The following is a 26061-nucleotide window of genomic DNA, read 5'->3' on the forward strand; positions in this document are numbered from 1 at the left end:
GAAACGCGATCGGGGATGGATTTACCTTGGCCGTGCCCTCTGAGCACAGCTTCGGCGGATGGCTGCCTGGATGGGAAAAGGTTAACCCCAGTGCATTTGCACCCGATGGGCGGCGGCCCAGTGGATGGCCTTGATGGCGTCGATGATCGCCTCGCCTGCCGCGCGCGTACCCAGGTCTCCGCCCAGGTCGGCGGTTGTGGCGCCGGCGGCCAGAACCGCCGCGACCGCCGCTTCTATCGACGAGGCTTCGTCTTCAAGATTCAGACTGTGACGCAGCATCATCGCGGCCGACAGAATTGCCCCGACAGGGTTGGCCAGGTCCTGACCCGCGATATCCGGCGCCGAGCCATGGATGGGCTCGAACAGGCCCGGGCCCGACTCCCCCAGCGATGCGGACGGCAACAGGCCGATGGATCCGCCCAGCACCGAGATCTCGTCCGACAGGATGTCGCCGAACATGTTCTCCGTCAGGATGACATCGTAGTCGCGCGGCTTTCGGATCAGGTGCATGGCCATGGAATCGACCAGGGCATGCTCCAACTGGACCTGCGGGAATTCCTCGGCGTGGATGCGGGTCACGACCTCGCGCCACAGGCGGCTGGTTTCCATGACATTGGCCTTGTCGACCGAGGTCACCTTGCCGCGCCGTTGCAGGGCGGTCTTGAAGGCGGCGCGGGCGACGCGCTCGATCTCCGGGACCGTATAGATGCACAGGTCCGAGGCCATGCTGTCGGCGCGGGTCTTCTCCCCGAAATAGACGCCGCCGGTCAGCTCGCGGAACACGATCAGATCGACGCCCTCGACGATCTCTTTCTTCAGCGGCGAACGGTGCGCCAGGACCGGAGAAACCTGCAGCGGGCGCAGGTTGGCGAACAGCCCCATGGCCTTGCGGATGCCCAGCAGGCCCTCTTCCGGACGACGCGTTCCGCCATCCCATTTCGGCCCGCCGACCGCGCCCAGCAGGACCCCGTCCGCCGCCAGACAGGCCGCCGTCGTCTCGGGCGGCAGGGGATCGCCGGTCGCGTCAATGCCCGCGCCGCCGATCAGGTGCTCGGCGAACGCGAACCGGTGTCCATAGAAGTCGCCGATGACGCGCAGCACGTCTCGGGCAGCCGTGGTGACCTCGGGACCGACGCCGTCACCGGGCAACAGGACGATGTTGTAGGTCTGGGTATTGGGCATCACGCGGGCTCCGGCGAGTGGGCTTGTTCGTAAGATTCGATGGCGGGCATGGACTTCATGAGCCAGCCCAGGGTGTCGACGCCGTCCAGCAGACACTGACGGGCGAAGGGCTCGACGGCAAACGGGACGGGCGCATGGTTGCCGCGCCGCACCTCTTCGGCCTCCAGATCGATGGTCACGACCTGTTCGGGATCGGCGACCAGATCGTCCCATGTCGCCTGATCGACGACCACGGGCAGGAAGCCGTTCTTGAGCGCGTTCGACGTGAAGATGTCGGCGATCGACGTAGAGATCACCGCCCGGAAACCGTAATCATACAGGGCCCATGGCGCATGCTCGCGCGACGAGCCACAGCCGAAATTGTCGCCAGCGACCAGGATGCGATGCTCGCTCGGATCGATACGGTTCAGCACGGCTTCCGGCCGCGCGGAGCCATCCGCTTCGTAGCGCCAGTCGTAGAAGGCCTTGGCCCCCAGACCCGTCGTCTCGGTCGTCGTCAGGAAGCGGGCCGGGATGATCTGGTCGGTGTCGATATTGGCCTGGGTCAGGACCAGGGTCCGCGACTGCAGCACTTTCAAAGGCTCAGGCATGCGCGGCCTCCGACAGATAAACGCGCGGATCGGTCAGCACCCCGGCCACGGCCGAAGCCGCCGCCGTCGCCGGACTGGCCAGGATGGTGCGGGCGCCCTTGCCCTGACGGCCTTCGAAGTTGCGGTTCGACGTCGAGACGGCCAGCTGGCCCGGCGCGACGAAGTCCCCGTTCATGGCGATGCACATGGAGCAGCCCGGGATGCGCCATTCGGCGCCCGCCTCGATGAAGACGTGATGCAGGCCTTCGGCCTCGGCGTCGCGACGCACGGCCTCCGACCCCGGCACGACCAGCATGCGGACGCCGGCCTTCAGCTTACGGCCCCGCAGCACCTCGGCGGCGGCGCGCAGATCGGGCAGACGGCCGTTGGTGCAGGAGCCGATGAAGACCACGTCCACGGCCTGCGTCGTCGTCGTCTCGCCGGCCTCGAAGCCCATATAGGCCAGGGCCTTGCGGTCGCTGTCCGACTTGGGCTCGGGCACCCTCGAGCCGATCGGCGAACCCGCATCCGGCGTCGTGCCCCAGGTCGCCATGGGGCGGATGGCCGCGCCGTCGATCACGACCTCCTTGTCGAAGACCGCGCCCGGATCGCTCGCCAGCTTCAGCCATTCGGAGGCTGCCGCCTCATAATCGGCCGGCACATGTTTGCGACCGCGCAGCCAGTCGATGGCGACCGCGTCCGGCGCGATCATGCCCGCCCGCGCCCCGGCCTCGATCGACATGTTGCACAGGGTCATCCGCCCTTCCATGTCGAGCGACCGCACCGCTTCCCCGGCGTATTCGATGACGAAGCCGGTGCCGCCTCCGAAGCCCAGCTCGGCGATGACAGCGAGCGCCACGTCTTTGCCCGACACGCCGGGCGTCAGCTGCCCGGTCACGGTCACCCGCATGGCCTTCGACTTCCGCTGCAACAGGCACTGGGTCGCCAGGACGTGGCCGACTTCGGAGGTGCCGATGCCGAAGGCCAGGGCCCCGAAGGCGCCGTGGGTCGCCGTATGACTGTCGCCGCAGACGACGGTCATGCCCGGCTGGGTCAGGCCCAGCTCCGGTCCCATGACATGGACCACGCCCCGGTCGCCCGAGCCCCAGCCCGCCAGTTCGATGCCGTGGGCGGCGCAGTTGGCCTCCAGCCGGTGTACCTGGGCCTCGGCCTCGGCGGTGACATAGGGTTTCCGCCCGTCCGGTCCGGCCGGCAGGGTCGGGATCGAGTGGTCCAGGGTGGCGAATGTCCGGTCCGGACGACGGACCTTCAGCCCCCTCGCCTCGATCTCGGTGAAGGCCTGGGGGCTGGTGACCTCGTGGACCAGATGCAGGTCGATGTAGAGCACGCCCGGCGTCGCGTCGGTCTCCGGCGTGACGACGTGGCGGTCCCAGACCTTGTCGAACAGCGTTTTAGGCCGCGACATACGCGGCTTCTTTCTGAGCCGTCGCCGTGCAGATGGCGATCAGTTCGGCGTCGTCGATCTCGCCGATCTCGTCGGCACGCGTCTTGAAAGCGGCGAAGGCGTCGTTCAGCCGCTCGCCCGCCAGCGGATAGCCCAGCACCTCGGCCCGCTTCTGCACCGCCGTCCGGCCCGAATGCTTGCCCAAGACGAAGAAGCTGCCGGTGAAACCGACGTCCTCGGGGCGCATGATCTCATAGGTGCGGGCGTCGGCGTACATGCCGTGCTGGTGGATGCCGGCCTCGTGGGCGAAGGCGTTGATGCCGACGATGGCCTTGTTGCGGACGATCGGCGTGTCCGTGATCTGGCTCAGCATCCGGCTGGTTTCCAGCAGCTTGGTCGTGTCGATGCCGGTCGTGACGCCATAGCGTTCGGCTCGCACTCGCAGGGCCATGACCACCTCTTCCAGGGCGGCGTTGCCGGCGCGCTCGCCGATGCCGTTGATGGTCGACTCGACCTGACGCACGCCCGCCTCGACGGCCGACAGGCTGTTGGCGACGGCCAGACCCAAATCATTGTGGCAGTGGGCCGAGAAGATCACGTTCGGGAAACGCGGCCGGACCTTGCCGATCAGGAAACGGTACAGCGATGCGATCTCGTCCGGCGTCGCATAGCCGACCGTGTCGGGCACGTTCAGGGTCGAGGCCCCCGCGCCGGCCGCGGCTTCCAGCACCTCAGCCAGGAACTCCGGTTCGGTGCGGATAGCGTCCTCGGCCGAGAACTCGACATCGTGGAAATGGGTGCGGGCGTATTCGACGGAGCGCACCGCCTGGGCCAGGACCTGATCCGGCGTCATCCGCAGCTTGGCGGCGCGGTGGATCGGGCTGGTGCCGATGAAGACGTGGCAGCGACGGCGTTTCGTCCCGCGCAGCGCGCGATACGAGGCATCGATGTCCGCCTCGTTCGAACGCGACAGGGAGCAGAAGACCGGACCGGAATCGTCCTCGGCTAGTTCGCCGACGACGGCGCGGATGCAGTCCTCGTCGCCAGGAGAGGCGGCGGCGAAACCGGCCTCCATGACGTCGACGCCCAGGGCCTTCAGGGTGCGGCCCATGCGAACCTTGTCGGCGGGCGTCATGGAGAAGCCCGGCGCCTGTTCGCCGTCGCGCATGGTGGTGTCGAAGACGATGACCCGGTTCGGGTCGTTGGTTACTCGCTCGATGATCGGACCGCTCACGCCGCCGCTCCATAGTTCTGGGTCGAGGCCGTGAAGCCCACGCGGGTCGCGCCGATCAGTTTGTCGATCTGGCGGCCCAGGTTCTCGGTGCAACGGCCTGCATCGCGGCCGCGAACCTGCATCTGGACGCGGCGCATGGCGCCCTCGTCCGACAGGCTCATGCCGTCGATGTGGAAGCCGCGACGCTCCACGAGACCGATGAGGCGCTGAAGCGAGCCGTCGGCCCGGTCGATCTGGATATGGATGGTGTCGCTCATCAGATGTCTCCTTCGAAGCGCGTGTCGTGAAGCATTTCGGCGTTGTTCTTTCCCGGCGGGACCAGAGGCCAGACGTTCTCTTTGGGGTCGATCAGGACGTGCATCAGGCACGGCCCCGGCGCGGCCAGCAGACGGGCGATGCCGTCGGTGACCTGATCCCGCTGGTTGATCATGAAGGCCTCGACGCCGAAGGCTTCCGCCACCGCGACGAAGTCCGGGTTGTCCGACAGATCGACCTCGGAATAGTTCTCGGCGAAGAACAGCTCCTGCCACTGGCGCACCAGGCCCAGCGAAGAGTTGTCCAGCAGGACGATCTTCAGGGCGACGCCGTAGCGGCGCAGGGTCGCCAGCTCCTGGATGTTCATCATGAAGCTGCCGTCGCCCGAGACGGTGACGACGTGGGCGTCGGGCTTGGCCAGCTTGGCGCCCAGACCAGCGGGCAGGCCATAGCCCATCGCCCCCAGACCGCCCGACGTCAGGTGGGCTTCGGGGCGGGCGAACTCGCAGTGCTGGGCGACCCACATCTGGTGCTGGCCGACGTCGCAAGCGGCGATGAAGCTGTCACCGGCGGTCTTGGACAGTTCGTTCAGCAGGGCCGGCGCATAGACCCCCTCGCCCGGCGCGTCGTAGCGGAAGGCGTTCCGCTTCGCGTTCGAGGTCGAGCGGATGATCCACGGATCGATGGCCAACGCCTTGGCCGAGACACGGTCGGTCAGGGCCTCGATGCCCGCCTTCAGGTCGCCGACGACCGGGACATGGGCGTTCCGCAGCTTGTTGATCTCGGCCGGGTCGATGTCGAAGTGGACGACCTTCGCATGGGGGGCGAACTCGTTCAGCTTGCCGGTCGCGCGGTCGTCGAAACGGGCGCCGAAGACGATCAGCAGGTCCGCCTCCTGCACCGCCTCGTTCGCGGCCTTCGTTCCGTGCATCCCCAGCATGCCCAGGAAGCCCGGCGCATCCGTGCGGATCGAGCCCAAGGCGTTCAGGGTCGAGACGCTCGGGATGCCGGTCCGCTCGGCGAAGTCGCGCAGGGCCTCGACGGCGCCGGCGATCTTCACCCCGCCGCCGATGTAGATCAGCGGACGTTCGGCGGCGCGGATCAGCTGCTCCGCCTCGGCGATGGCGGCGTGGTCGATCGGCGTCGTCTCGTTCGGATAGTGGAAGCCGAAGTCCTCGGTCGTCGTGCCGACCTGGACGTCCTTCGGCAGGTCGACCAGGACCGGGCCGGGGCGACCCGAACGGGCGACGTGGAAGGCCTCTTCGATCACCGCCGGGACGTCGGCCGGGTCGCGGACGACCCAGGAGTGCTTCACGATTGGCAGGGTGACGCCCAGGATGTCGATCTCCTGGAAGGCGTCGGTGCCCATCAGATGGGTGGCGACGTTGCCGGTGATGCAGACCATCGGCACAGAATCCATCATCGCATTGGCGATGCCGGTGATCAGGTTGGTCGCGCCCGGACCCGAGGTCGCCATGCAGACGCCGACCTTGCCCGTCGCCCGGGCATAGGCGTCGGCGGCGAAGGCCGCGCCCTGCTCGTGGCGAACCAGGATGTGCTTCACGCCCGCGCCGGTAAGGGCGTCATAGACCGGCATGATCGCCCCGCCCGGATAGCCGAAGACCACATCCACGCCCAGCCGATCCAGGGTCTGGACGAGCAGCTGCGCACCGCTCCGGGGAGCGGTTGCGGCCTTGGCGCTGATGGCGGTGGCGATGGCGGACATTGCTGTTCTGGGACTGACTTTTTTGCGGTTGAGCTATGCGGCTTCTGCGGTCTTGGGCGCGTGCAGCCAGGCCATCCGTTCGCGCAAGCCCGCGCCGACCGACTCGATCAGATGCTCGCTGTCGGCCTTGACCAGATCGTCATAGGCGCCCTTCCCGGCTTCGTTCTCGGCGATCCATTCGCGGGCGAAGGTCCCGTTCTGGATTTCCGTCAGGATTTCTTTCATCCGGGCGCGCGTCTCGGCAGTGATGACCCGCGGGCCCGAGGAGACCGACCCCCATTTGGCCGTCTCGGAGATGAACTCGTTCATCTTGGTGATGCCGCCCTCGTAGAACAGGTCCACGATCAGCTTCAGCTCGTGGAGGCATTCGAAATAGGCGATTTCGGGCTGGTAGCCGGCTTCGACCAGGGTGGTGAAGCCGCTCATGACCAACTCCTTGGCCCCGCCGCACAGGACGGCCTGTTCGCCGAACAGGTCGGTCTCGGTCTCTTCCTTGAAGGAGGTTTCCAGCAGGCCGCCGGTCGCACCGCCGATGCCCTTGGCGTAACCCATGGCGCGGTCGCGGGCCTTGCCCGACTTGTCCTGTTCGATGGCGAACAGGGCGGGGACGCCGCGGCCGCGGGCGTATTCACGCCGGACCAGGTCGCCCGGACCCTTGGGCGCGACCAGGATCACGTCCATGTCGGCGCGCGGCGTGACCCGCCCGTACAGGATCGAGAAGCCGTGAGCGAACAGGATGGCCGAGCCCCTCTTGGCGTTGGGCTCGACGATCGTCTTGTAGATCTCGGCCTGGGCCATGTCGGGCGTCAGGATGGCGATGATGTCCGCGCCCTTGATGGCCTCTGAGGGCTCGGCCGTCGCTAAGCCGTCGGCCTGAGCATGCTTCCAGCCCTTGCCGCCCTGACGGACGCCGACGATCACGTCGTGGCCGGAGTCCTTCAGATTCTGGGCGTGCGCGCGACCTTGCGAGCCGTAGCCGATGACGGCGATGCGCTGGCCGGCGATGACCCCGGGACGGATATCGTCGTTGGTGTAGATGTCCATGGCTCAGGCTTCCTGCGTCTGACGGTTTTCCGCACGGACCTGTGCCGGCGGCGGGTTGGGAATGGTGACGGCGCCCTGCGAGGCCGAGGCGACCGAGGCGCGGTATTTGGCGAAGACGCCAGTGGCGGCGTTCAGCGGCGGTTGGGTGTGACCTTCGCGACGCGAGGCCAGGTCGGCGGCGACGTCGATGCGGCGCGCCGTGACGTCGATGGTGATGCGGTCGCCGTCGCGGATCAGGGCGATCGGGCCGCCCGCCGCTGCTTCCGGCGACACATGGCCGGCGACGAAGCCGTAGCTGGCGCCCGAGAACCGGCCGTCGGTGATCAGGGCCACATCGTGAATGCCGCGACCCTTTAGGGCGGCGGTGACCTGCAGCATCTCGCGCATGCCCGGACCGCCTTGCGGACCTTCGTAGCGGATAACGATGACATCGCCCTCGCCGACTGACCCATCCTGGACGGCGTGGAAGGCGTCTTCCTCGCTGTCGAACACGCAGGCCGGGCCCTCGAAGCGGTCGACCTTGTGGCCGGTCAGCTTGATGACGGCGCCGTCGGGCGCGATGTCGCCGTAGATCACGGCGTAGGACCCGCGCGGGCTGAAGGGCTCCGCGACGGTCGAGACGACCTGCTGGCCCGGAGTTTCCTCGGCCTCGGCGGCCTCGGCGAACAGGCTGCGGCCCGAGACGGTCGGGGCGTTCACGATCTTGCCGGCCTCGGCCAAGCGCTGGGTGACCAGACGGGTGCCGCCCGACGCGAACAGATGCGAGGCCAGGAACCGGCCGCCCGGCTTCAGGTCGCAGATGACCGGCGTGTCTTCGCAGGCGGTGTTGCAGTCCTCGACGCCGAATTCGATCCCCGCCTCGATGGCGATGGCGGTCAGGTGCAGGACGGCGTTGGTCGATCCGCCCGAAGCCGAGACCGCGGCGGCAGCGTTCTTCAGCGAGGCGCGGGTGATGTATTTGCGGGCCGTGTCGCCGGCGAAGACACGCTCGACGATCAGTTCGCCGCAGCGGTGACCCTGCGCGCCCTTCATCGGATCGACGGCCGGAACGTCGTTGGCGCCCATCGGCGACAGGCCCATGACCGCCAGGGCCATGGCCATGGTGTTGGCCGTGAACTGACCGCCACAGGCGCCCGCGCCCGGACAGGCCGCGCTCTCGACCATCTTCAGCTGATCGTCATCGATCGTGCCGGCCCCGCGCGCGCCGATGGCCTCGAACACCTCCTGGATGGAGATCTCCTTGCCGCCGATGACGCCCGGCATGATGGTCCCGCCGTAGTAGACCAGACCCGGGATATCCATCCGGGCCAGGGCCATGGCGGCGGCCGGGATCGTCTTGTCGCAGCCGACGATGCAGACGACGCCGTCCAGCTGATGCCCCTGCACCGCCAGCTCGATCGAATCGGCCACGACTTCGCGCGAGATCAGCGAGGCCTTCATGCCCGGCGTGCCCATGGAGATGCCGTCGGTGACGACAATGGTGTTGAAGTCGATCGGATAGCCGCCGGCCGCGACGATGCCGGCGCGCACGTCCTTGGCCAGACGATCCAGATGCATGTTGCACGGCGTGACCGACGACCAGGTGTTGACCACCGCGATCATCGGCTTGTCGAAGTCTTCGTCCTGCATGCCGGCGGCGCGCAGATAGCTGCGCGCCGCCGCACGGTTGGCTCCAGCGGTCACGACCGCGCTGCGTCGCTGAGGCGGCGGCGAGGTGTCGTCCGGGGTGAAATCTTGCGTCATTGCAAAAAGGCGTTCCGAGAGAGGGCTCGGATCGGCGCAACAAAAAACCCGCTTCCTTTCGGGAGCGGGTGGCTGCGGTCGATCCTGACTTTGCTTGGGTTCAGGTCAGTCGCATCCACGCCGCTCCGGAGAGCAGGCCAAGGAATACGGTGAGAATAAGGGTGGTCAGGGCGGCGGGCGTGGGGGCAGGACGCGTCACGACGACAGCGCGAGCCGTGCGGCGGATCGAGGTGGTACGGTTCGACTGGCTCACGGCCAACTCCTGGTTACCGCAATATAAAGCCAGAGATCGCTGCGTCGCACAACTGAAAATGGGAAGAATTTTCCAATGTGGGCGCAAAATAGCCGTCCGAGGGCAATTTCGCCCCTCTGGCGTCAGCCGTCGATCAGGCCCTGCAGGATCACGGCGATGCGTTCGCGCAGCACTTCGCACTGCTCCGGCGTGAGTTCGAGGCCGTGCGCAAGATCGCGGCTGACCGACAACCCCATCATGAATCCGGACATCAGGCGCACCCGCACTGCGGCATCCTCGCCTCCGACCCACTCCACGAACGGCTGATAAAATCCTTCGCGCGCCGATTTCTGGATCACTTCCAGCGCCTTCGGCGACGACGACGAGCGCAGCATGATCAAGAGCCACGCCCACTTGCCTTCCTTGCGCGGGCCATAGACCAGATCCTGGGCCATGCGCGCGCCGAAGGTGGCGCGGTCGCCTTCCATCATGTTGGTGCCGCTGCCGCAGTCGTCGATGACGGCGCGGAACAGGTCTTCCTTTGAGCCGAAATACCGGGAGATGAGGGCCGGATCGACGCCGACGTCCTTGGCGATGTCGCGCATTCCGACCTGGTCATAGCTCTCGCCGGTAAAGCGTTTGCTGGCAGCATCCAGAATGGCGCCGCGGGTGGCGGCGGCGTTCCTCGGGCGCTGGCAGACGGCGAAACTCAACGTGATCTCCAATATGACCTTAGGAATGGTATGGCTATGTCATCGACTGTTGACAAGTGCCGCCGACGGACACAAGTAAGTCATCAGGCGATGACCGGGACCTCCTCCCCCGTGATACTGGTCCCGCCCGACAGGGAATTTGCCCCACAAGGGAGATTGCGCGCATGCGCAGGCTGAAGATCATCGCCGTGTCCGTTCTTGTAACGGGCGCGCTTTACGGCTGTTCACAACGTTCGGAAGCCCAGGGGCCGCCCCCCGCCGCGCCGGTCACCGTGGCGGTCCCGCTCGCCGAGCGCGTCGTCGACTGGGACGACTTCACTGGACGATTCGAGGCCACGTCCTCGGTGGAAGTGCGGGCCCGGGTCGGGGGCTTCATCCAGGCGGTCCACTTCCGCGACGGCGACTACGTCCGTCGCGGCCAGCTGCTGTTCACCCTGGACCCGCGTCCGGCCCAAGCCCAGCTGGCCTCGGCCCGTGCCGCGCTGACCCAGGCCCAGGCGCAGCTGACGCTGGCCCGCACCAACCTGACCCGCTCCGAAGGCCTGTTGGCCTCGCAAGCGGTCAGCCAGGCTGAGGTCGACGCCAACAAGGGAGCGGTCGAAACCGCCTCGGCGACCGTTGCCGCCGCCCAGGCCGCCGTCCGCGCGCGCCAGCTGGATCTCGAGTTCACTCGCGTCACCGCCCCGGCCTCGGGCCGCGTGTCTGACCGTCGCGTCGATCCGGGCAATGTCGTCGCCGGCGGATCGTCGGCCGCCGACGTCCTGACCACCATCGTCTCGTCCTCGCCGATCTACTTCGTGTTTGAAGGCTCCGAAGCCCTGCTGCTGAAGTACCAGCGCGACGCCCGCGCCGGCCGTTCGGCCCCGGTCCGCATCCGCCTGCAGGACGAGAGCGACTTCACGCGTTCGGGCACGCTCGATTTCACCGACAACGCGGTCGACGCCTCGTCGGGCACAATCCGCCTGCGCGCTGTGATCCCCAACGGCGACGGCTTCCTGAAGCCCGGCATGTTCGCCCAGGCGCGCGTCGCTGGCGCCGGCGCCTACGACGCCCTGCTGGTGCCCGATTCGGCCATCGGCACAGACCAGGCCCGCCGCGTCGTCTCGGTCGTCAACGCCGACGGTTCGGTCACCCCGACCCCCGTTCAGCTCGGGCCGCTCGTCGATGGTCTGCGCGTGGTACGCTCGGGCATCCGTCCGACCGACCGGATCATCATCGACGGTCTGCAACGCGCCATGCCCGGCATGAAGGTGGCCCCCACGAACGGCCGGATCACCCGGGCTCCACGCCAGGAATCCGTCCCGACCACCTATGCGCCGCCCGCCGCGACCGGAACCTCGGCCGCCGCCCTGACGCAATCCGTCACCGTCGGCGACTGAGGCCAGACGCATGAACATCTCTCGCTTCTTCATCGACAGGCCGATCTTCGCGGCCGTCCTGTCGGTGTTCATCACCCTCGTGGGAATCTTCGCCTATCCGCTGCTGCCGCTCGCGCAGTATCCGGAGATCGCGCCCCCCACGATCACCATCAACACCGCCTACGCCGGCGCCTCGGCCGAGACCCTCGCCGAGACCGTCGCCGCTCCGATCGAACAGGAGGTCAACGGCGTCGAGGGGATGCTCTACCTCTCCTCGTCCTCGACCTCGGACGGCGCGGTGGCCATCACCGTGACCTTCCAGCCTGGCACCGATCTGGATAGCGCCCAGGTGCTGGTCCAGAACCGAGTGGCCCTGGCCGAGCCTCGCCTCCCCGAAGCGGTCCGCCAGGTCGGCGTCATCGTGAACAAGCAGGAGTCCGGCTTCCTGATGATCCTCGGCCTGACGTCTCCGGGCGGCGTGCTGAACAACGACTACGTCGGCAACTACGCCAACTCGGTGCTGCGAGATCGTCTCCTGCGGATCGAGGGCGTCGGTAACGTCACCGTCTTCGGTGGCGGCAACTATTCGATGCGCGTCTGGATCGACCCGGCCAAGGCGGCGGCGCGCGGTCTGAACGCCTCGGACATCATCACGGCCCTGCGCGGCCAGAACATCCAGGCCGCGGCGGGTTCCATCGGCCAGCCTCCGTTCGCCACCAACGCCTCCGCCTTCCAGCAGCCGATCCAGGTCCAGGGCCGTCTGTCCAGCCCGGACGAGTTCGCCCAGATCGTCATCAAGACCGACGCCGAGGGCCGGGTCACGCGCGTCAGCGACGTCGCCCGGGTCGAGCTGGGCGCCCAGGATTACGGCATCCAGGGCTATTTCGACGGCCAGCGCGGCGTCGGCATCGCCATCGTCCAGCAGCCCGGAGCCAACGCGCTCGGCACCGCCGAACGGGTCATCGCCGAGATCGAGAACATCAAGGCCGACGCGCCCCAGGGTCTGGAAATCGGCATCCCCTACAACCCGACGGAGTTCGTGGCCGCCTCGGTCGAGTCGGTCCAGCACACCCTGATCGAGGCGATCATCCTGGTTGTGCTCGTGGTGTTGATCTTCCTGCAGTCGTGGCGTGCGGCGATCATTCCGATCGTCGCCATCCCGATCGCCCTGGTCGCCACTTTCGCGGTCCAGCTGGCGCTCGGCTATTCGATCAACTCCCTGTCCCTGCTGGCCCTGGTGCTCGCTGTCGGCATCGTGGTCGATGACGCCATCGTCGTGGTCGAGAACGTGGAGCGCTATATCCGCGAGGGCCTGTCGCCCAAGGACGCCGCCTACAAGTCCATGCAGGAAGTGTCGGGCGCCCTGATCGCCATCGGTCTGGTGCTGGTCTCGGTGTTCATTCCGACCATGTTCGTGCCCGGTATTCCGGGCATCTTCTATCGTCAGTTCGCCGTGACCATCGCGGCGGCCTCGGTGACCTCTCTGTTTGTCTCTCTGACCCTGTCGCCGGCCATGGCCGCTCTCTTGCTGCGGCCGCACGAGCACCATGACGAGACGGCCGCACGTTCCACCACCCTGTTGGGCCGCGCCAAATATTACGGCGGCTGGGCGGGCCGGAAGTTCAACGAGGGCTTCGACTGGCTGTCGTCCAACTACGGCCGCCTGACCGCGCGTCTGGTGCGGACGGTGATGATGGTGCTGATCGTCTACGTCGGCCTGCTGGGTCTCACGGCCTGGCGTCTGATCGACACGCCGTCGGGCTTCATTCCGGACCAGGATCAGGGCTTCCTGATCGGCGTCATCCAGCTGCCGGCCGGCTCCTCGCTGGAGCGGACCAATGCGGTGATGACCAACGCGCGTCAGATCATCGAGAAGACCGAGGGCGTCGACGGCACCGTGGCGTTCTCGGGTCTGGACGGGACGAGCTTCTCGTTCGGCTCGAACGCGGCGACCATCTTTGTTCGCCTGAACGCCTTCGACGACCGGACCACGCGCGAGACGACGGCGGCCGCCCTGGCCGGCGCCATCACGGGCGCGGCACAAGGCATCCAGAACGCCAATATCTTCGTCATCGCCCCGCCGTCCATCCAGGGCCTCGGCACCGGCAACGGCTTCTCGATGATGATTCAGGACCGGACCGGAGCGGGTTACGGAGCGCTCGAGGGCGCCACCTTCGCCATGATGGGGGCGGCGGCCCAGAAGCCGACCGAGGTGACGCAGGTCTTTTCGACCTACAACACCGCCTCGCCGCGCGTGGACGCCGACGTCGACCGTGATCGCGCCCTGATGATGGGCGTCCAGCCTTCCGACGTCTTCTCGACGATGGGGATCTATCTGGGTTCGTCCTACGTCAACGACTTCAATATGTTGGGTCGCACTTTCCGGGTGACGGCGCAGGCGGAGCCGGCCTATCGCGACGACATGGCCGATATCGCCAACCTCAAGGTGCGTTCGGCCTCGGGCGCCATGGTGCCCCTGGGGTCGGTGGCCACCTTCCGCGAGAGCTCAGGTCCGTCCCGGATCGTACGCTACAACCTGTTCCCGGCGGCCGAACTGCAGGGTCAGGGCGCGCCGGGCGTCTCGTCCGGCACGGCGATCGGCATCATGGAAGACATGGCGGCGTCCACCCTGCCTCCGGGCTTCTCCTACGAATGGACCGGCCTGGCCTTCCAGGAGAAACAGGCTTCGGGCGGCGCGACGATCATCTTCGTGGTCGCGGTGCTGCTGGTCTTCCTGGTGCTGGCCGCCCAGTATGAGGCGTTCACGCTCCCGCTCGCCGTCATCCTGATCGTGCCGATGTGTCTGCTCGCGGCCATGCTGGGGGTGAACGCTCTCGGCCTCGACAACAACATCCTGGTCCAGGTCGGACTGGTGGTGCTGATCGCGCTCGCGGCCAAGAACGCCATCCTGATCGTGGAGTTCGCCAAGCAGAACGAGGACGAGCACGGCCTGGACCGCTGGGACGCCGCCGTCGCGGCCGCCCGGACGCGCCTTCGCCCGATCCTGATGACGTCCTTCGCCTTCATCCTGGGCGTTCTGCCGCTGGTGTTGTCGGAAGGCGCCGGCGCCGAGATGCGTCGCTCCCTCGGGGCGGCGGTGTTCTTCGGCATGATCGGGGTGACCGTCTTCGGCCTGCTGTTCACGCCGGTCTTCTACGTTATCTGCCGGGGCCTGGCCTCGAAGATCCCGCAGCGTCCCTCGGCTCCGAGCGTCACCCCGACGACCGGCGCGCCCTCGGACGAGGCCATTCACTCACAGCCCACGCCGGCGCTTGCAGCGCCGCGCTCGGGAGACGCCACATGACCACGCTTCCCAAGACGGGTCTTTTCAAGACCCTTAGGCTTGCCCCCCTCCTGACCGCGTGCGCAGCCTCCGCCCTGCTGGCCGCCTGCGCGGTCGGGCCGAGGGCGCCCGACACCCCTCTCCCCCCCTCGGCGTCGGGCGCCTTCGTAAGTTCGCCTCTGGGCAGCGCCAACGGCGCGACCACGACGGCGGAGGCGCGCAGCGACTGGTGGCGGCTCTATGCCGATCCCACGCTGGACGGCCTCATCGAACAGGCCTTCGCGCAGAACAACGAGCTGGAAGCCGCCGTCGCCAATCTTCGCGCCGTGCGGGCCAGCCTGTCGGAAGCACGCTCGGGTCTGTTGCCGTCGACGACCACGTCGGCCGCCGCGAGCCGCAGCCGGGCTTCGGCCGCCGTCACCCCCGGCGTTCCCGCCGGTGAAAACGCGCCCGAGATCGACACCTACGACGTCGGGCTCCAGGCCTCCTACGAGATCGACCTGTTCGGCCGGGTCGCCTCGACGATCCGCGCCGCCAACGCCGATGCGGACGCCCAGGCGGCCGCTCTGGACGTCATCCGCGTCTCGGTCGCCGCCGAAACCGCCCGCGCGTATGCTGACGCCTGTTCCGCCAACGCCCAGATCGCGGTCGCCGAACGCACCCTTGGTCTGCAGCAGTCGACCGCCGACCTGACCCAGCGTCTGCTGGAAGGCGGCGCCGGCACACGGCTGGACACCGCGCGCGCCCAGGCCGCCCTGGCCTCGACCCGCGCCCAGCTGCCGAGCCTTCGCGCCGCACGCGACGGGGCTCTCTACCGTCTCGCCACCCTGACGGGCGTCACCCCGGCCGAGGCGTCGCAAGCCGCCCGGTCGTGCCAGCGTCCGCCCCAACTGTCGCAGCCGATCCCGACCGGCGATGGTGCGGCCCTGCTGGCCCGCCGTCCCGACATCCGTCAGGCGGAGCGCGCCCTCGCCGGCGCCGCTGCCCGGGTCAACGTCGCCACCGCCTCGCTCTTCCCGACCATCTCGCTGGGCGGATCGATCGGTTCGACGGCGCTGGAGGCCGGCGATCTCAGCGACGACACCTCCTATCGCTTCTCGTTCGGCCCGCTGATCAGCTGGAGCTTCCCCAACATCCTGGCGACCCGTGCCCGGATCGAGGCCGCCGACGCCCGCACCGACGCGGCGCTCGCGACCTTCGACCAGACGGTTCTGCTGGCTCTTCAGGAGACCGAGACGGCCCTGACGAACTACGCCAACGAACTGGACCGTCGCACGGCTCTCACAGAGGCGCGGGATCAGGCGGCCGACGCCGCCCGTCTGGCCCGCCTGCGACGCGACGCCGGCGCCGACAGCCTGTTCACTGTCCTGGACGCCCAGCGCACGGAAGCCGCCGCCGAGGCCGCCCTGGCCCAGTCGGACGCTCTGGTGACCACCTACCAGATCGCCCTGTTCAAGGCGCTGGCGGGCGGCTGGAACCAAGGCTGACGACGCAATAATAATTGGCGATCTGCCCTCGATTTGGGTCATATCATGCTCTTGATGCATGATCTGACCTCATCTTGGGGAAATCATTTGCGCTGACGCCCGGTCACGGCTTTATATGTTGCCATGCAACAGAAAAGCCCGTCCGGACCCCAAGGGTTCGTCGTTCAACCGCGCCGCCTGCCCAAGGCGGAAGCGTCCGTGCGCGTGCAGGATTTCGGCGAGATCATCGTCAAACCGACCACGGAGAATGTCGAGGTCCAGGCCGGCCGCTGTACTGACTGCGGCGTGCCCTTCTGCCAGAACGCCTGCCCGCTGCAGAACAACATACCCGACTGGCTGGGTCTCTCCGCCGAGGACGAGATGCGCGAGGCCTGGCGCATCGCCTCGGCCACCTCGACCATGCCAGAGATCTGCGGCCGCATCTGTCCGCAGGATCGTCTGTGCGAAGGCTCCTGCACCCTGAATCAGTCCGGCTGGGAAGCCGTGACCATCGGCTCGGTCGAAGCCTTTATCGGCGACACCGCCTTCGATAACGGCTGGGTCGAGCCGATCCGCCCGCTGCATGAGCGCGGCCAGTCCGTCGGCATCGTCGGCGCGGGTCCCGCCGGCATGGCCGCCGCCGACCGCCTGCGCGAACAGGGCTATCAGGTCACCGTCTACGACCGCCATGACCGGCCGGGCGGCCTGCTGACCTACGGCATCCCCGGCTTCAAGCTGGCGAAGCGCGTCGTCCAGCGCCGCGTCGATCGTCTGATCGACGGCGGCGTCCAGTTCGTCACCCACTGCGACGTGGGCAAGGACGTGACCCTGGCCGAGCTGCGCGAGAAGCATGACGCCGTCCTCCTGGCGATGGGCGTCTATCAGGCCCGCGCGCTCCAGGCGCCCGGCGTCGGCCCCGGCTCGACCATCCCGGCGCTGGAGTTCCTGATCCACCAGAACCGCCGCGACCTCGGCGAGCAGGACAACGACACCTGGCACCACGCCAAGGGCCGCAACGTCGTCGTCATCGGCGGCGGCGACACGGCCATGGACTGCGTCCGCACCGCCATCCGTCAGGGCGCCGCCTCGGTCACCTGCCTCTATCGCCGCGACCGCGAGAACATGCCGGGCTCGGCCCGCGAGGTCGCCAACGCGGAAGAGGAAGGCGTCGTCTTCGAATGGCTGGGCTCGCCCAAGGCCCTGATGTCGCGCGATGGCTCGACCTCGGCCGTCCGCGCCGCCCGCATGACCCTGTCCGAGCCCGAGTTCGGCAAGCGCCGCGACATCGTCGCCGTGCCCGGCGGCGACTTCGACCTGCCCGCCGATATGGTGATCGAGGCCCTCGGCTTCCTGCCCGAAGCATTCGCCGCCCATCATGATGATCTGTCCGTGACCGAATGGGACACGGTCGCCGTCGCGCGCGGCGGCTTCGCCACCTCCCTGCCCGGCGTCTATGCGGCGGGCGACGCCGTCCGCGGCGCCTCCCTCGTCGTCTGGGCCGTCCGCGATGGTCAGGACGCCGCCGCCGAGATCGACCGCTACCTGCGCACCCAGACCCAAGAAGCCGCCGCATGACCTGGCTGGACCAATATCAACGCGACCGCCAACGCCTGATCGACGCCGGCGCCTATGAGCCTTCCTCGGAGAAGGACGCCTGTGGTGTGGGCCTCGTCGCCGCCATCGACGGCAAGCCGCGCCGCGAGGTGGTGGTCCACGCCATCCAGTCTCTGAAGAACGTCGCCCACCGCGGCGCGGTCGATCCCGACGGCCTGTCGGGCGACGGCGCCGGCCTGATGGTCGAGGCGCCCCAGGCCTTCTTCGCCGAACAGGTGCGGATGATCGGCCAGACCCTGCGTCCTGGCCCCATCGCCATCGGCCAGATCTTCCTGCCGCGCACCGACCTGGGCGCCCAGGACCGCGCCCGCGCCATCGTCGAGACCGAAGTCCTGCGCGCCGGGTTCACCATCTACGGCTGGCGCCAGACGCCGATCGACCTCGCCGTCGTCGGCTCCAAAGCCGACGCCACCCGGCCCGAGATCGAACAGATCATGCTGGCCGTCCCCGCCGACCTGGCCGATGACGGCGAGACGCTGGAGCGCGAACTCTACCTGATCCGCCGCCGCATCGAGAGCGCGGTCGCGGCCGAAGCCGTGCCCGGCTTCTACATCTGCTCCCTGTCCGCGCGGTCGCTGATCTACAAGGGCATGGTCCGCGCCGAGCTGCTGGATCAGCTCTATCCCGACCTTCTGGATCCGACCTTCCAGTCAGCCTACGCCATCTTCCACCAGCGCTATTCGACCAACACCTTCCCCGAATGGCGGCTGGCCCAGCCGTTCCGGATGCTGGCCCACAACGGCGAGATCAACACGCTGAAGGGCAACCTGAACTGGATGCGGTCGCACGAAATCCGCATGACGGCCCAGGCCTTCGGCGACCACGACGAGGCCGTGAAGCCGGTCGTCCAGGCGGGGGGGTCCGACTCGGCCGCTCTCGACAACGTCTTCGAGGTCCTGGTTCGCGCCGGTCGCCCCGCCCCCATGGCCAAGGCCCTGCTGATCCCCGAGGCCTGGGCCCGCGACGAAGGCTTGATGAAGGCCGAGCACCGCGCGCTCTACGCCTACTGCAACGCAGTGATGGAGCCGTGGGACGGTCCGGCCGCCATCTGCGCCACCGACGGCCGCTGGATCGTCTGCGGCAAGGATCGCAACGGCCTGCGTCCCCTGCGCGCCATGGAGACTCACGACGGCCTGCTGCTTGCCGGCTCGGAAGCCGGTCTGGCCGGACTGCCGGAAAGCCGCATCAAGCGCCGCCTGCCCATCGGTCCCGGCCGCATGATCGTCGCCGATCTACAGACCGGCGTCCTGCTGGACGAGGCCGAGGCGATCGACGCCCTGGCCGCCGACCACCCGTATACGGAATGGCTGGAGAACATGGTCGACCTGGAGCCGATCATCGGCCCCGGGCCGGAGCCGCGCGCCGCGACCGGGGAGGCCCTGACCCGTCGCCAGATCGCCGCCGGCTTCAGTCGCGAAGACCTCGACCTGCTGCTCGATCCGATGATCAAGGACGGCAAGGAAGCGGTCGGGTCCATGGGCGACGACACCCCGCCAGCCGTGCTCTCGGACCTGCCCCGACCGCTGGCCCACTACTTCCGCCAGAACTTCTCACAGGTCACCAACCCGCCCATCGACCCCCTGCGTGAAGCGGGCGCGATGAGCCTGAAGACCCGATTCAAGAACCTCGGCAACATCCTCGCCGAGGAAGAGGCCCAGACGAACGTCTTCGTCCTCGACAGCCCCGTCCTGACCACCGGCATGTACGAGCGGATGCTCGACGTCGTCGGCGCCGGCTCGACCGTCGTGATCGACTGTTCCTACCCTCTCCCCGCCGAGAGCGACCGTCCCGGTGCCGGCCTGCGCGCCGCGCTGGACCGGATCAAGGATGAGGTCGAGGCCGCCGTGCATGGCGGCTCAAGTCTCGTGGTTCTGACTGACGAGCGCGCTTCAGAAGGGCGTCTCGCCGTCCCGATGATCCTGGCCACAGCCGGGGCGAACGGACGCCTGACCGACAAAGGCCTCCGCAGCTTCGTCTCCATCGTCGTCCGCTCGTCGGAGGTGCTGGACCCGCACGGCTTCGCCGTCTTGGTCGGCGTCGGCGCCACCGCCATCAACCCGTGGCTGGCGCAGGAGATGTTCCAGGAGCGTCTGGATCGCGGGGCCTATCCTGGTCTGGCGCTGCGCGACGCCTGTCTGAACTACAAGGCCGCGCTCGAGGCCGGGCTGATGAAGACGCTCGCCCGCAAGGGCATCAGCGTCATCTCCGCCTATCGCGGCGGCTGCGAGTTCGAGGTCCTGGGCCTGTCGCGCGCCGTCACGGCCGAGTTCTTCCCGGGCGCCCCGTCGCGCATCTCGGGCATCGGCTTGGCCGGTCTGGAGCGGGCCGCCCTGCAGCGCCACGCCCAGGCCTGGACCGAGGCGACGCCCTCCCCCGCCGTCGGCGGCTTCTTCCGCATCCGCGCGGGACAGGAGGCCCACGCGCACGACGCCAAGACGATCCACCTGCTGCAGGACGCCTGCAATCGCGGCGACTACAAGCGCTTCAAGCAGTACTCCGAGGCCGTCCGCGAACAGCCCGACAACGCCCCGCGCGACCTGCTCGACTGGCGCGAGGGCCTCAAGCCAGTCCCGGTCTCCGAGGTCGAATCCGTTTCGGATATCCGCAAGCGGTTCCTGACCCCGGGCATGTCGCTGGGCGCCCTGTCGCCCGAGGCGCACGGGGTCCTCAACGTCGCCATGAACCGCATCGGCGCCCGCTCGGTGTCAGGCGAGGGCGGCGAGGATCCGGAGCGCTACGCCACCCGCCCGGACGGCGACAACATGAACTCGGCGGTCAAGCAAATCGCCTCGGGCCGCTTCGGCGTCACCGCCGAATATCTGAACCAGTGCCGCGAGATCGAGATCAAGGTCGCACAGGGCGCCAAGCCCGGCGAGGGCGGCCAGCTGCCCGGCTTCAAGGTCACCGAGTTCATCGCCAGGATGCGTCACTCGACACCCGGCCAGACCCTGATCTCGCCCCCGCCGCACCACGACATCTATTCGATCGAGGACCTGGCCCAGCTCATCTACGACCTGAAGTCGATCAACCCCGACTGCCGCGTCACCGTGAAACTGGTCTCCGCCTCGGGCATCGGCGCCATCGCTTCGGGCGTCGCCAAGGCGAAGGCCGACGCCATCCTGATCGCGGGTCACAACGGCGGCACGGGCGCCTCGCCCCAGTCGTCGATCAAGCACGCCGGCCTGCCGTGGGAGATCGGTCTGGCAGAGACCCATCAGGTGCTCAGCCTCAACAATCTGCGCAGCCATGTCGTGGTCCGCGCCGACGGCGGCATGCGGACGGGCCGCGACATCGTCATCGCCGCCATCCTGGGCGCCGAGGAGTTCAACATCGGCACGGCCAGCCTGATCGCCATGGGCTGTCTGATGGTGCGCCAGTGCCATTCCAACACCTGCCCGGTCGGCGTCTGCTCCCAGGACGAACGGCTGCGCGAGAAATTCACCGGCACGGCCGACAAGGTCGTGAACCTGTTCAGCTTCATCGCCGAGGAAGTCCGCGAATACCTGGCCATGCTGGGCGCCCGCAGTATCGACGAGATCGTCGGCCGAACCGACCTGCTGCGTCAGGTCCGTCGCGGCGGCTCGCACCTGGACGACCTCGACCTCAACCCGCTGCTGGTCCGCGTCGAGGCGGCCGAGAAGAAGCTGTGGGCCGAGAAGGGCCGCGCCGAGGTGCCGCCGACGCTGGACACCCGCGTCCTGAACGACGCCTGGGCCTTCCTGGATCGCGGCCAGACCTCGGAGCTGGCCTATCCGATCTCCAACGTCATGCGCACCATCGGCGCCGGCATCTCCTCGGCCATCGTGCGCCGCTGGGGCCCGACCGGTCCGACCGGCGTCCTGACGCTGAAGCTGAACGGCTCGGCGGGCCAGTCCTTCGGCGCCTTCGGCGCCAAGGGTCTGAAGCTCGAACTGACCGGAGAGGCCAACGACTATGTCGGCAAGGGCCTGTCCGGCGCCGACATCGTGGTCAAGCCGATCGAGTGGCGCGAGCACCAGCCCGCCATCGGCAACACGACGCTCTACGGCGCCACCTCCGGCCGACTGTTCGTCGCCGGCTCGGCGGGCGAGCGCTTCGCGGTGCGGAACTCGGGCGCCCAGGCCGTGGTCGAGGGCGCCGGCGCCCACGCCTGCGAATACATGACCGGCGGCCGCGTCGCGATCCTGGGTCCGGTCGGCTGGAACCTGGCCGCCGGCATGTCGGGCGGCGAGCTATTCGTGCTGGACGAGGCAGGCCGCACGGGTCTGGCGCTGAACGGCGACCTGGCCTCCTTCGCCCCGATCAAGGCGGCGGCCGGCGAGCGTCTGAAAGCTCTGATCGAGGCCCATCTGGCCGCGACCGGATCGCCGCTCGCGCGTCGTCTGCTGGGATCATGGGGCGACAGCCTCAAACGGTTCGTGCGCATCGTCCCGACCCCGGTCGCCGAGGCAGAGCGTCAGGTCGACGCCGGAGAAGCGGTGCCGGCCTAAGAGGATCGCGTCCCTCTTCCCTTGCGGGAGAGGGTGAGGCCGCAGAGCGCAGCGATCCGCCTTGGTTGAAAGGGTGCGGGGTTTCGCTGCCCTCACCCGTCAAGCCGGTGTGACCCTTCCCCCGACCGCGCCAGAACGGATGCTTGCGCATCCGTGCGCGGGCTCTCTCTCCCGCAAGGGGAGAGGGGCGCAATCTCAATCCACCTTCCGCACGTTGTCGTCGGAGTTGCGGTCGATCCACTTGTTGTACGGATCGGCCCCCGCGAAGGCGGGCTTCTCCGCCGTGGTGAAGCGGAAGGTCTGCGTTCCCGACCGCAGGGGACGGCGCTCGAACAACAGGACGTTCGAGGCGTCGAACGCGCCCTTGCCTGGCTCGGCCGAGAACAGGCCGATGTCGAAGGTCTCGTTCAGCGGGCTCTCGGTCTCTTCTCCCTTGCCATCGGCATAGAGCTTGCGCGCCTCGACCGTGACGATGACGTCCCAGCGGCCGTCGCGGCGGCGGGTCGCCGTCGCCTCGGTCGTCTTGACGTCATACAGGGTGATCTTCTCGAACAGGTCGGTGATCAGGGCCTGTTTGTCGGCGGGCGCATTGGCCCGGAACAGAGCGATCAGATCCGTCGAGCGCGGATAAGGCGCAGACTTGAAAGCATGGGCGGCCAGGAACTGGGACAGGGCCCGGTTCACGTTCGCCTCACCGATCTGGTCGGCCAGCAGGTACATGACCACCGCGCCCTTGCGATAGTGGATGTACTGCTGGTTCTCCATCCGGTTCAGCGGCAGTTCTTCGATCAGCTCCGTCCCGCGCGAGCGCAGATACCGGTCCAGCTCGAACTTCAGGAAGCGCCGGATCTTGTCGGGTCCGTACATCTCCCTCATCACCATCAGGGCCGAGTACTGGGCGAGCGTCTCGGACATAAGGGTCGCGCCCTGCATGTTCGCCCCCACGACCTGGTGCGCCCACCATTGGTGCGCGAACTCGTGCGCCCCGATGTAGGTGACGTAGTCGATCTTGGTCTCGTCTCGCAGGTCGGCGATAAAGCCGAGGTTCTCGGACCAGGCGAAGGTGTTCGGCATCGACTGGGCGAAGGAACCGTAGGGGAACTCGCTGATCCGGGCCTGACGGAACTGGTAGGGCGAGAAGTTCGCCTGGAAGTAGTCGAGCGAATTCTCCAGCGCCGTCATCATGCGCGGGACGTTGCGGCCGTGCTGCTCGTCGTAGAAGACCACCATCTCCACGCCGTTGTGCATCTGGCGCGCGATCTCGTAGCGCATGGACTGAACCGAGAGGAAATAGAGCACCGGGCTCTCGGTCACGAACCGGACGGTCCGGCGACCATTGGCCGTCGTGTCGCTGCGGACCTGACCCGGCGCCAGCGGCGTCTGGTCGGCGTCGGTGGTGACGGTGACGTCGGCGGTGACCCAGTCGGCGCCGATGTAGTTGCGGCCCGTCGCGGTCATGTCCTCCAGCTTGGCGGGACGCAGTTCGGCCGGCAGGCCGTGCTTGCGACGCTTGGACCGGTCCTGGAGCAGGCCGTTGGAGCGATCCATTCCGATCAGCGGCGCGAACTCCATGTTATTCACGAAGGTGCCGTTGTCGACCAGCCGGGTGGTGTTGCCGCTGTTCTTGAAACCGCGCTGTTCCAGCACGGTGTCAAAGCTGACGGTGCGCCGCTCGCCCGGCGCCATCGGCGTGTCGAAGCGATAGATGCGGTAGTCGAACTCAGGCCACTCGCGCACCATCCGCGCGCCCTGGACGGCCAGGGCCTTCATCTTCAGCTCGTCGTTCCAGCGCAGGTGCATTTCCGACAGCGGCGCGCCGGTGCGGTTCTCGACTACATAGGTCCCGGTCGTCTCCAGGCGCGGCGCATGCGGGTGCAGGTCGAGGTTCAGCTTCACATCGACCAAGGTCGGCTGTGGCGTGGTCTCGAAGCGCAGCAGGGTCTTCTCATATTCGGCCTGCAGCTTCTCTTGGTCGCCCTGGCTGCGGTACTCGTTCCAGACGTTGGTGTTGGTGTAGATAAAGGCGCCCAGGCCGATGAAGGCGACCAGGGCAAGCCCGCCGACGACTCCCGCCGGTCCGATCAACCGATGCGGCAGACGCTTGAGGCGCGGCATTAGACGGGTCTCGGTCCCGCGCCGCCACAGGGCGTAGCCAAGGACCAGCAGGATGACGGCGCCCGCAGCCCAGTAGCCGTCGGTCCAGGCCGCGAAACCGGCGAAATCACCCCGCCCGTTGATGTCCGACAAGGGACCGCTGATGCCGCCGCCGTAGCGATACAGCACATGGTCGAAGCCCATGTTCCGGGCCACGATCGTGGAGATCATATAGACCACCATGATCGCCCAGCCGACGAACTTGTTGGGCGCCAGCGACTGCACGAAGATGGCCAGCACCGCCAGGATCGCGAAGTTGATCGTCTGCGGAATGACGTACCAGAACAGGTATTTATCGAACTCGAAGTTCGTATAGCCCTTGAAGGTCTGGACCGCGACGCCGGCCACGACGCCGGCGATCGAGATCGACGCCAGCACCAGGATCAGGGCGAAGGTCTTGGGAATCAGGAAGGTCCAGTCGGGCGTCGACGAGGCGTCGATGATCTCGTGCACCTTGCGCTCGCGATCACGCCAGACCAGCTCGCCCGAGTAATAGATCGCCACGATCATCGCGATCAGGCCGAATGGCAGGGAGTCGATGACCACGCGGGTGACCAGCAGAACCGGCGCGCCATAGATCTCGCCGATGACCAGAAGGGTGGTGACCGCGAAGGCGAAGCCCAGCAGGATCAGGACGACATAGGCCGGGCTCTTGAAGACCAGGCTGGTCTCGAAGGCCGTGCGCGAGGCCAACCGGGTCCAGCCGGCGGCGAATCCTTCGGTCGGGGATGGCAACGTCCGGTTGGTCGGGGCGACGGCCGGGGCGGCTTCCGCGAGCTTCCTTAGCTTGTCGGTCTTGCCGGCCTTGGCGCCGCGAATGGAGGGGCGATAGAGCGCATAGGCCGCGCCGAGGATGGCGACGCTGATGCCCAGCCACAGCAGTCGGTTCCACAGGAAGACGCCTTCCAACGGCACGTTCTGACTGTTCTTCTCGAAGGCCGTCCAATATTTGGTGACAAGGCCGAATGCGGCGGCGCCGAAGGGCTCGCCCCAGGCCATGGCCGTCTCGAGCTCGGGCTTGTTCCCCAACACGCCGGACGCGGCGAGATAAAGGATGAAGACCGCCACCACGCCGACATAGGTCGCCATCATCGATCGGGTCACGGTCGCCAGGGCGAAGAACAGGGCCGAGGTCAGAAGCACCCCCGGCAGGCCCAGCACGAGGTAGTTGTAGATGTAGTCCCAGGGCCGGAACGCCCCGACCGTCTCCTTGTCGATCCAGGGCGCCAGCGTCCCCGCCATGACACCCAGAGAGATCACCAGGAAGCACAGGGCGGTGGCCAGGAAGGCCCCGGCGAACCGGCCGTAAAGGTAGTCGAACTTGGTAATCCGTGAGGCCTGGATCATCGGCCCGAAGCCCGTCTGGACGTCGCGCACGACGACGTTGGCGACGATCGCTGTGGTCGCCAGCATGAAGAACATCGACATGATCGAGTTGATCGCGGCCAGGGCATAGGGCGCGTTCTTGTGGACGTTGCCGCCCGAGCCGATGGAGATGTTGTCAGAGGCCGCGACCGAGCCGAAGGCGAGCAGACCGAAGACGATGGCGATGACCCAGAAGGCCGGCTGGCGCAGCTGGTAGCGGAATTCGAAGGCGGCGATTTTCCCGAACAT

At 67.6% G+C, this 26061-nt stretch carries 16 protein-coding genes; 5 read left to right on the plus strand and 11 right to left on the minus strand.

The window, feature by feature from the left end; all coding sequences use genetic code 11:
* Nucleotides 1-81: 81 nt before the first annotated feature.
* From leuB to O5O43_RS11305, 10 genes are all read right to left on the minus strand, one after another.
* Nucleotides 82-1182 (minus strand): 3-isopropylmalate dehydrogenase, encoded by a 1101-nt coding sequence (gene leuB, locus O5O43_RS11260; RefSeq protein WP_271083977.1) that lies wholly within the window; start codon nucleotides 1180-1182, stop codon nucleotides 82-84.
* Nucleotides 1182-1772: a 3-isopropylmalate dehydratase small subunit gene (leuD, locus tag O5O43_RS11265; protein WP_271083978.1), complete on the minus strand. Its 591-nt coding sequence runs from the start codon at nucleotides 1770-1772 to the stop codon at nucleotides 1182-1184. The genes leuB and leuD overlap by 1 nt, the downstream gene beginning before the upstream one ends.
* Nucleotides 1765-3177, minus strand: a complete 1413-nt coding sequence (gene leuC / locus O5O43_RS11270) for a 3-isopropylmalate dehydratase large subunit (protein ID WP_271083979.1) — start codon at nucleotides 3175-3177, stop codon at nucleotides 1765-1767. The genes leuD and leuC overlap by 8 nt, the downstream gene beginning before the upstream one ends.
* Complete coding sequence (locus O5O43_RS11275; RefSeq protein WP_271083980.1) at nucleotides 3164-4390, minus strand: 2-isopropylmalate synthase; 1227 nt, start codon at nucleotides 4388-4390, stop codon at nucleotides 3164-3166. Before O5O43_RS11275 ends, leuC begins: the two co-directional genes overlap by 14 nt.
* On the minus strand, nucleotides 4387-4647 hold the full coding sequence (locus tag O5O43_RS11280; RefSeq protein ID WP_271083981.1) for an ACT domain-containing protein: 261 nt from the start codon (nucleotides 4645-4647) through the stop codon (nucleotides 4387-4389). The genes O5O43_RS11275 and O5O43_RS11280 overlap by 4 nt, the downstream gene beginning before the upstream one ends.
* Complete coding sequence (gene ilvG, locus O5O43_RS11285; RefSeq protein WP_271083982.1) at nucleotides 4647-6371, minus strand: acetolactate synthase 2 catalytic subunit; 1725 nt, start codon at nucleotides 6369-6371, stop codon at nucleotides 4647-4649. Before ilvG ends, O5O43_RS11280 begins: the two co-directional genes overlap by 1 nt.
* Nucleotides 6372-6404: 33 nt before the next feature.
* Nucleotides 6405-7415: a ketol-acid reductoisomerase gene (gene ilvC, locus O5O43_RS11290; protein WP_271083983.1), complete on the minus strand. Its 1011-nt coding sequence runs from the start codon at nucleotides 7413-7415 to the stop codon at nucleotides 6405-6407.
* A 3-nt stretch (nucleotides 7416-7418) separates the two neighbouring features.
* Entirely contained in the window at nucleotides 7419-9158 is a 1740-nt protein-coding gene (locus O5O43_RS11295) for a dihydroxy-acid dehydratase (RefSeq protein ID WP_271083984.1), read from the minus strand.
* Nucleotides 9159-9258: 100 nt separating this feature from the next.
* Nucleotides 9259-9411, minus strand: coding sequence for a hypothetical protein (locus tag O5O43_RS11300; protein ID WP_271083985.1), 153 nt, complete (start codon nucleotides 9409-9411; stop codon nucleotides 9259-9261).
* Nucleotides 9412-9533: 122 nt separating this feature from the next.
* On the minus strand, nucleotides 9534-10103 hold the full coding sequence (locus O5O43_RS11305) for a TetR/AcrR family transcriptional regulator (protein WP_271083986.1): 570 nt from the start codon (nucleotides 10101-10103) through the stop codon (nucleotides 9534-9536).
* Nucleotides 10104-10267: 164 nt separating this feature from the next.
* Here O5O43_RS11305 and O5O43_RS11310 point away from each other — a divergent pair, with 164 nt between their 5' ends.
* The 5 genes from O5O43_RS11310 to gltB all read left to right on the plus strand — a co-directional run bounded on the left by O5O43_RS11310 (nucleotide 10268) and on the right by gltB (nucleotide 22293).
* Nucleotides 10268-11482: an efflux RND transporter periplasmic adaptor subunit gene (locus O5O43_RS11310; protein WP_271083987.1), complete on the plus strand. Its 1215-nt coding sequence runs from the start codon at nucleotides 10268-10270 to the stop codon at nucleotides 11480-11482.
* Nucleotides 11483-11492: 10 nt separating this feature from the next.
* A complete protein-coding gene (locus tag O5O43_RS11315) occupies nucleotides 11493-14765 on the plus strand; it encodes a multidrug efflux RND transporter permease subunit (protein WP_271083988.1) in 3273 nt (1090 codons plus the stop codon).
* On the plus strand, nucleotides 14762-16231 hold the full coding sequence (locus O5O43_RS11320; protein ID WP_271083989.1) for a TolC family protein: 1470 nt from the start codon (nucleotides 14762-14764) through the stop codon (nucleotides 16229-16231). Before O5O43_RS11315 ends, O5O43_RS11320 begins: the two co-directional genes overlap by 4 nt.
* Before the next feature lie 123 nt (nucleotides 16232-16354).
* Entirely contained in the window at nucleotides 16355-17785 is a 1431-nt protein-coding gene (locus tag O5O43_RS11325) for an NAD(P)-dependent oxidoreductase (protein WP_271083990.1), read from the plus strand.
* Complete coding sequence (gene gltB / locus O5O43_RS11330) at nucleotides 17782-22293, plus strand: glutamate synthase large subunit (RefSeq protein ID WP_271083991.1); 4512 nt, start codon at nucleotides 17782-17784, stop codon at nucleotides 22291-22293. Before O5O43_RS11325 ends, gltB begins: the two co-directional genes overlap by 4 nt.
* 195 nt (nucleotides 22294-22488) lie before the next feature.
* On the opposite strand, the gene O5O43_RS11335 is transcribed toward gltB, so the two are convergent.
* Nucleotides 22489-26061, minus strand: coding sequence for a M1 family aminopeptidase (locus O5O43_RS11335; RefSeq protein ID WP_271083992.1), 3573 nt, complete (start codon nucleotides 26059-26061; stop codon nucleotides 22489-22491).

This window comes from Brevundimonas sp. NIBR11, from assembly GCF_027912535.1.
Taxonomy (GTDB): domain Bacteria; phylum Pseudomonadota; class Alphaproteobacteria; order Caulobacterales; family Caulobacteraceae; genus Brevundimonas.

Excerpts from the sequence above, each read along its gene's own strand:
- leuB (WP_271083977.1), bottom strand. The coding sequence starts at position 1,182 with ATGCCCAATACCCAGACCTACAACATCGTCCTGTTGCCCGGTGACGGC.
- leuD (WP_271083978.1), bottom strand. The coding sequence starts at position 1,772 with ATGCCTGAGCCTTTGAAAGTGCTGCAGTCGCGGACCCTGGTCCTGACC.
- leuC (WP_271083979.1), bottom strand. The coding sequence starts at position 3,177 with ATGTCGCGGCCTAAAACGCTGTTCGACAAGGTCTGGGACCGCCACGTC.
- O5O43_RS11280 (WP_271083981.1), bottom strand. The coding sequence starts at position 4,647 with ATGAGCGACACCATCCATATCCAGATCGACCGGGCCGACGGCTCGCTT.
- ilvG (WP_271083982.1), bottom strand. The coding sequence starts at position 6,371 with ATGTCCGCCATCGCCACCGCCATCAGCGCCAAGGCCGCAACCGCTCCC.
- ilvC (WP_271083983.1), bottom strand. The coding sequence starts at position 7,415 with ATGGACATCTACACCAACGACGATATCCGTCCCGGGGTCATCGCCGGC.
- O5O43_RS11295 (WP_271083984.1), bottom strand. The coding sequence starts at position 9,158 with ATGACGCAAGATTTCACCCCGGACGACACCTCGCCGCCGCCTCAGCGA.
- O5O43_RS11310 (WP_271083987.1), top strand. The coding sequence starts at position 10,268 with ATGCGCAGGCTGAAGATCATCGCCGTGTCCGTTCTTGTAACGGGCGCG.
- O5O43_RS11315 (WP_271083988.1), top strand. The coding sequence starts at position 11,493 with ATGAACATCTCTCGCTTCTTCATCGACAGGCCGATCTTCGCGGCCGTC.
- O5O43_RS11320 (WP_271083989.1), top strand. The coding sequence starts at position 14,762 with ATGACCACGCTTCCCAAGACGGGTCTTTTCAAGACCCTTAGGCTTGCC.
- O5O43_RS11325 (WP_271083990.1), top strand. The coding sequence starts at position 16,355 with ATGCAACAGAAAAGCCCGTCCGGACCCCAAGGGTTCGTCGTTCAACCG.
- gltB (WP_271083991.1), top strand. The coding sequence starts at position 17,782 with ATGACCTGGCTGGACCAATATCAACGCGACCGCCAACGCCTGATCGAC.
- O5O43_RS11335 (WP_271083992.1), bottom strand. The coding sequence starts at position 26,061 with ATGTTCGGGAAAATCGCCGCCTTCGAATTCCGCTACCAGCTGCGCCAG.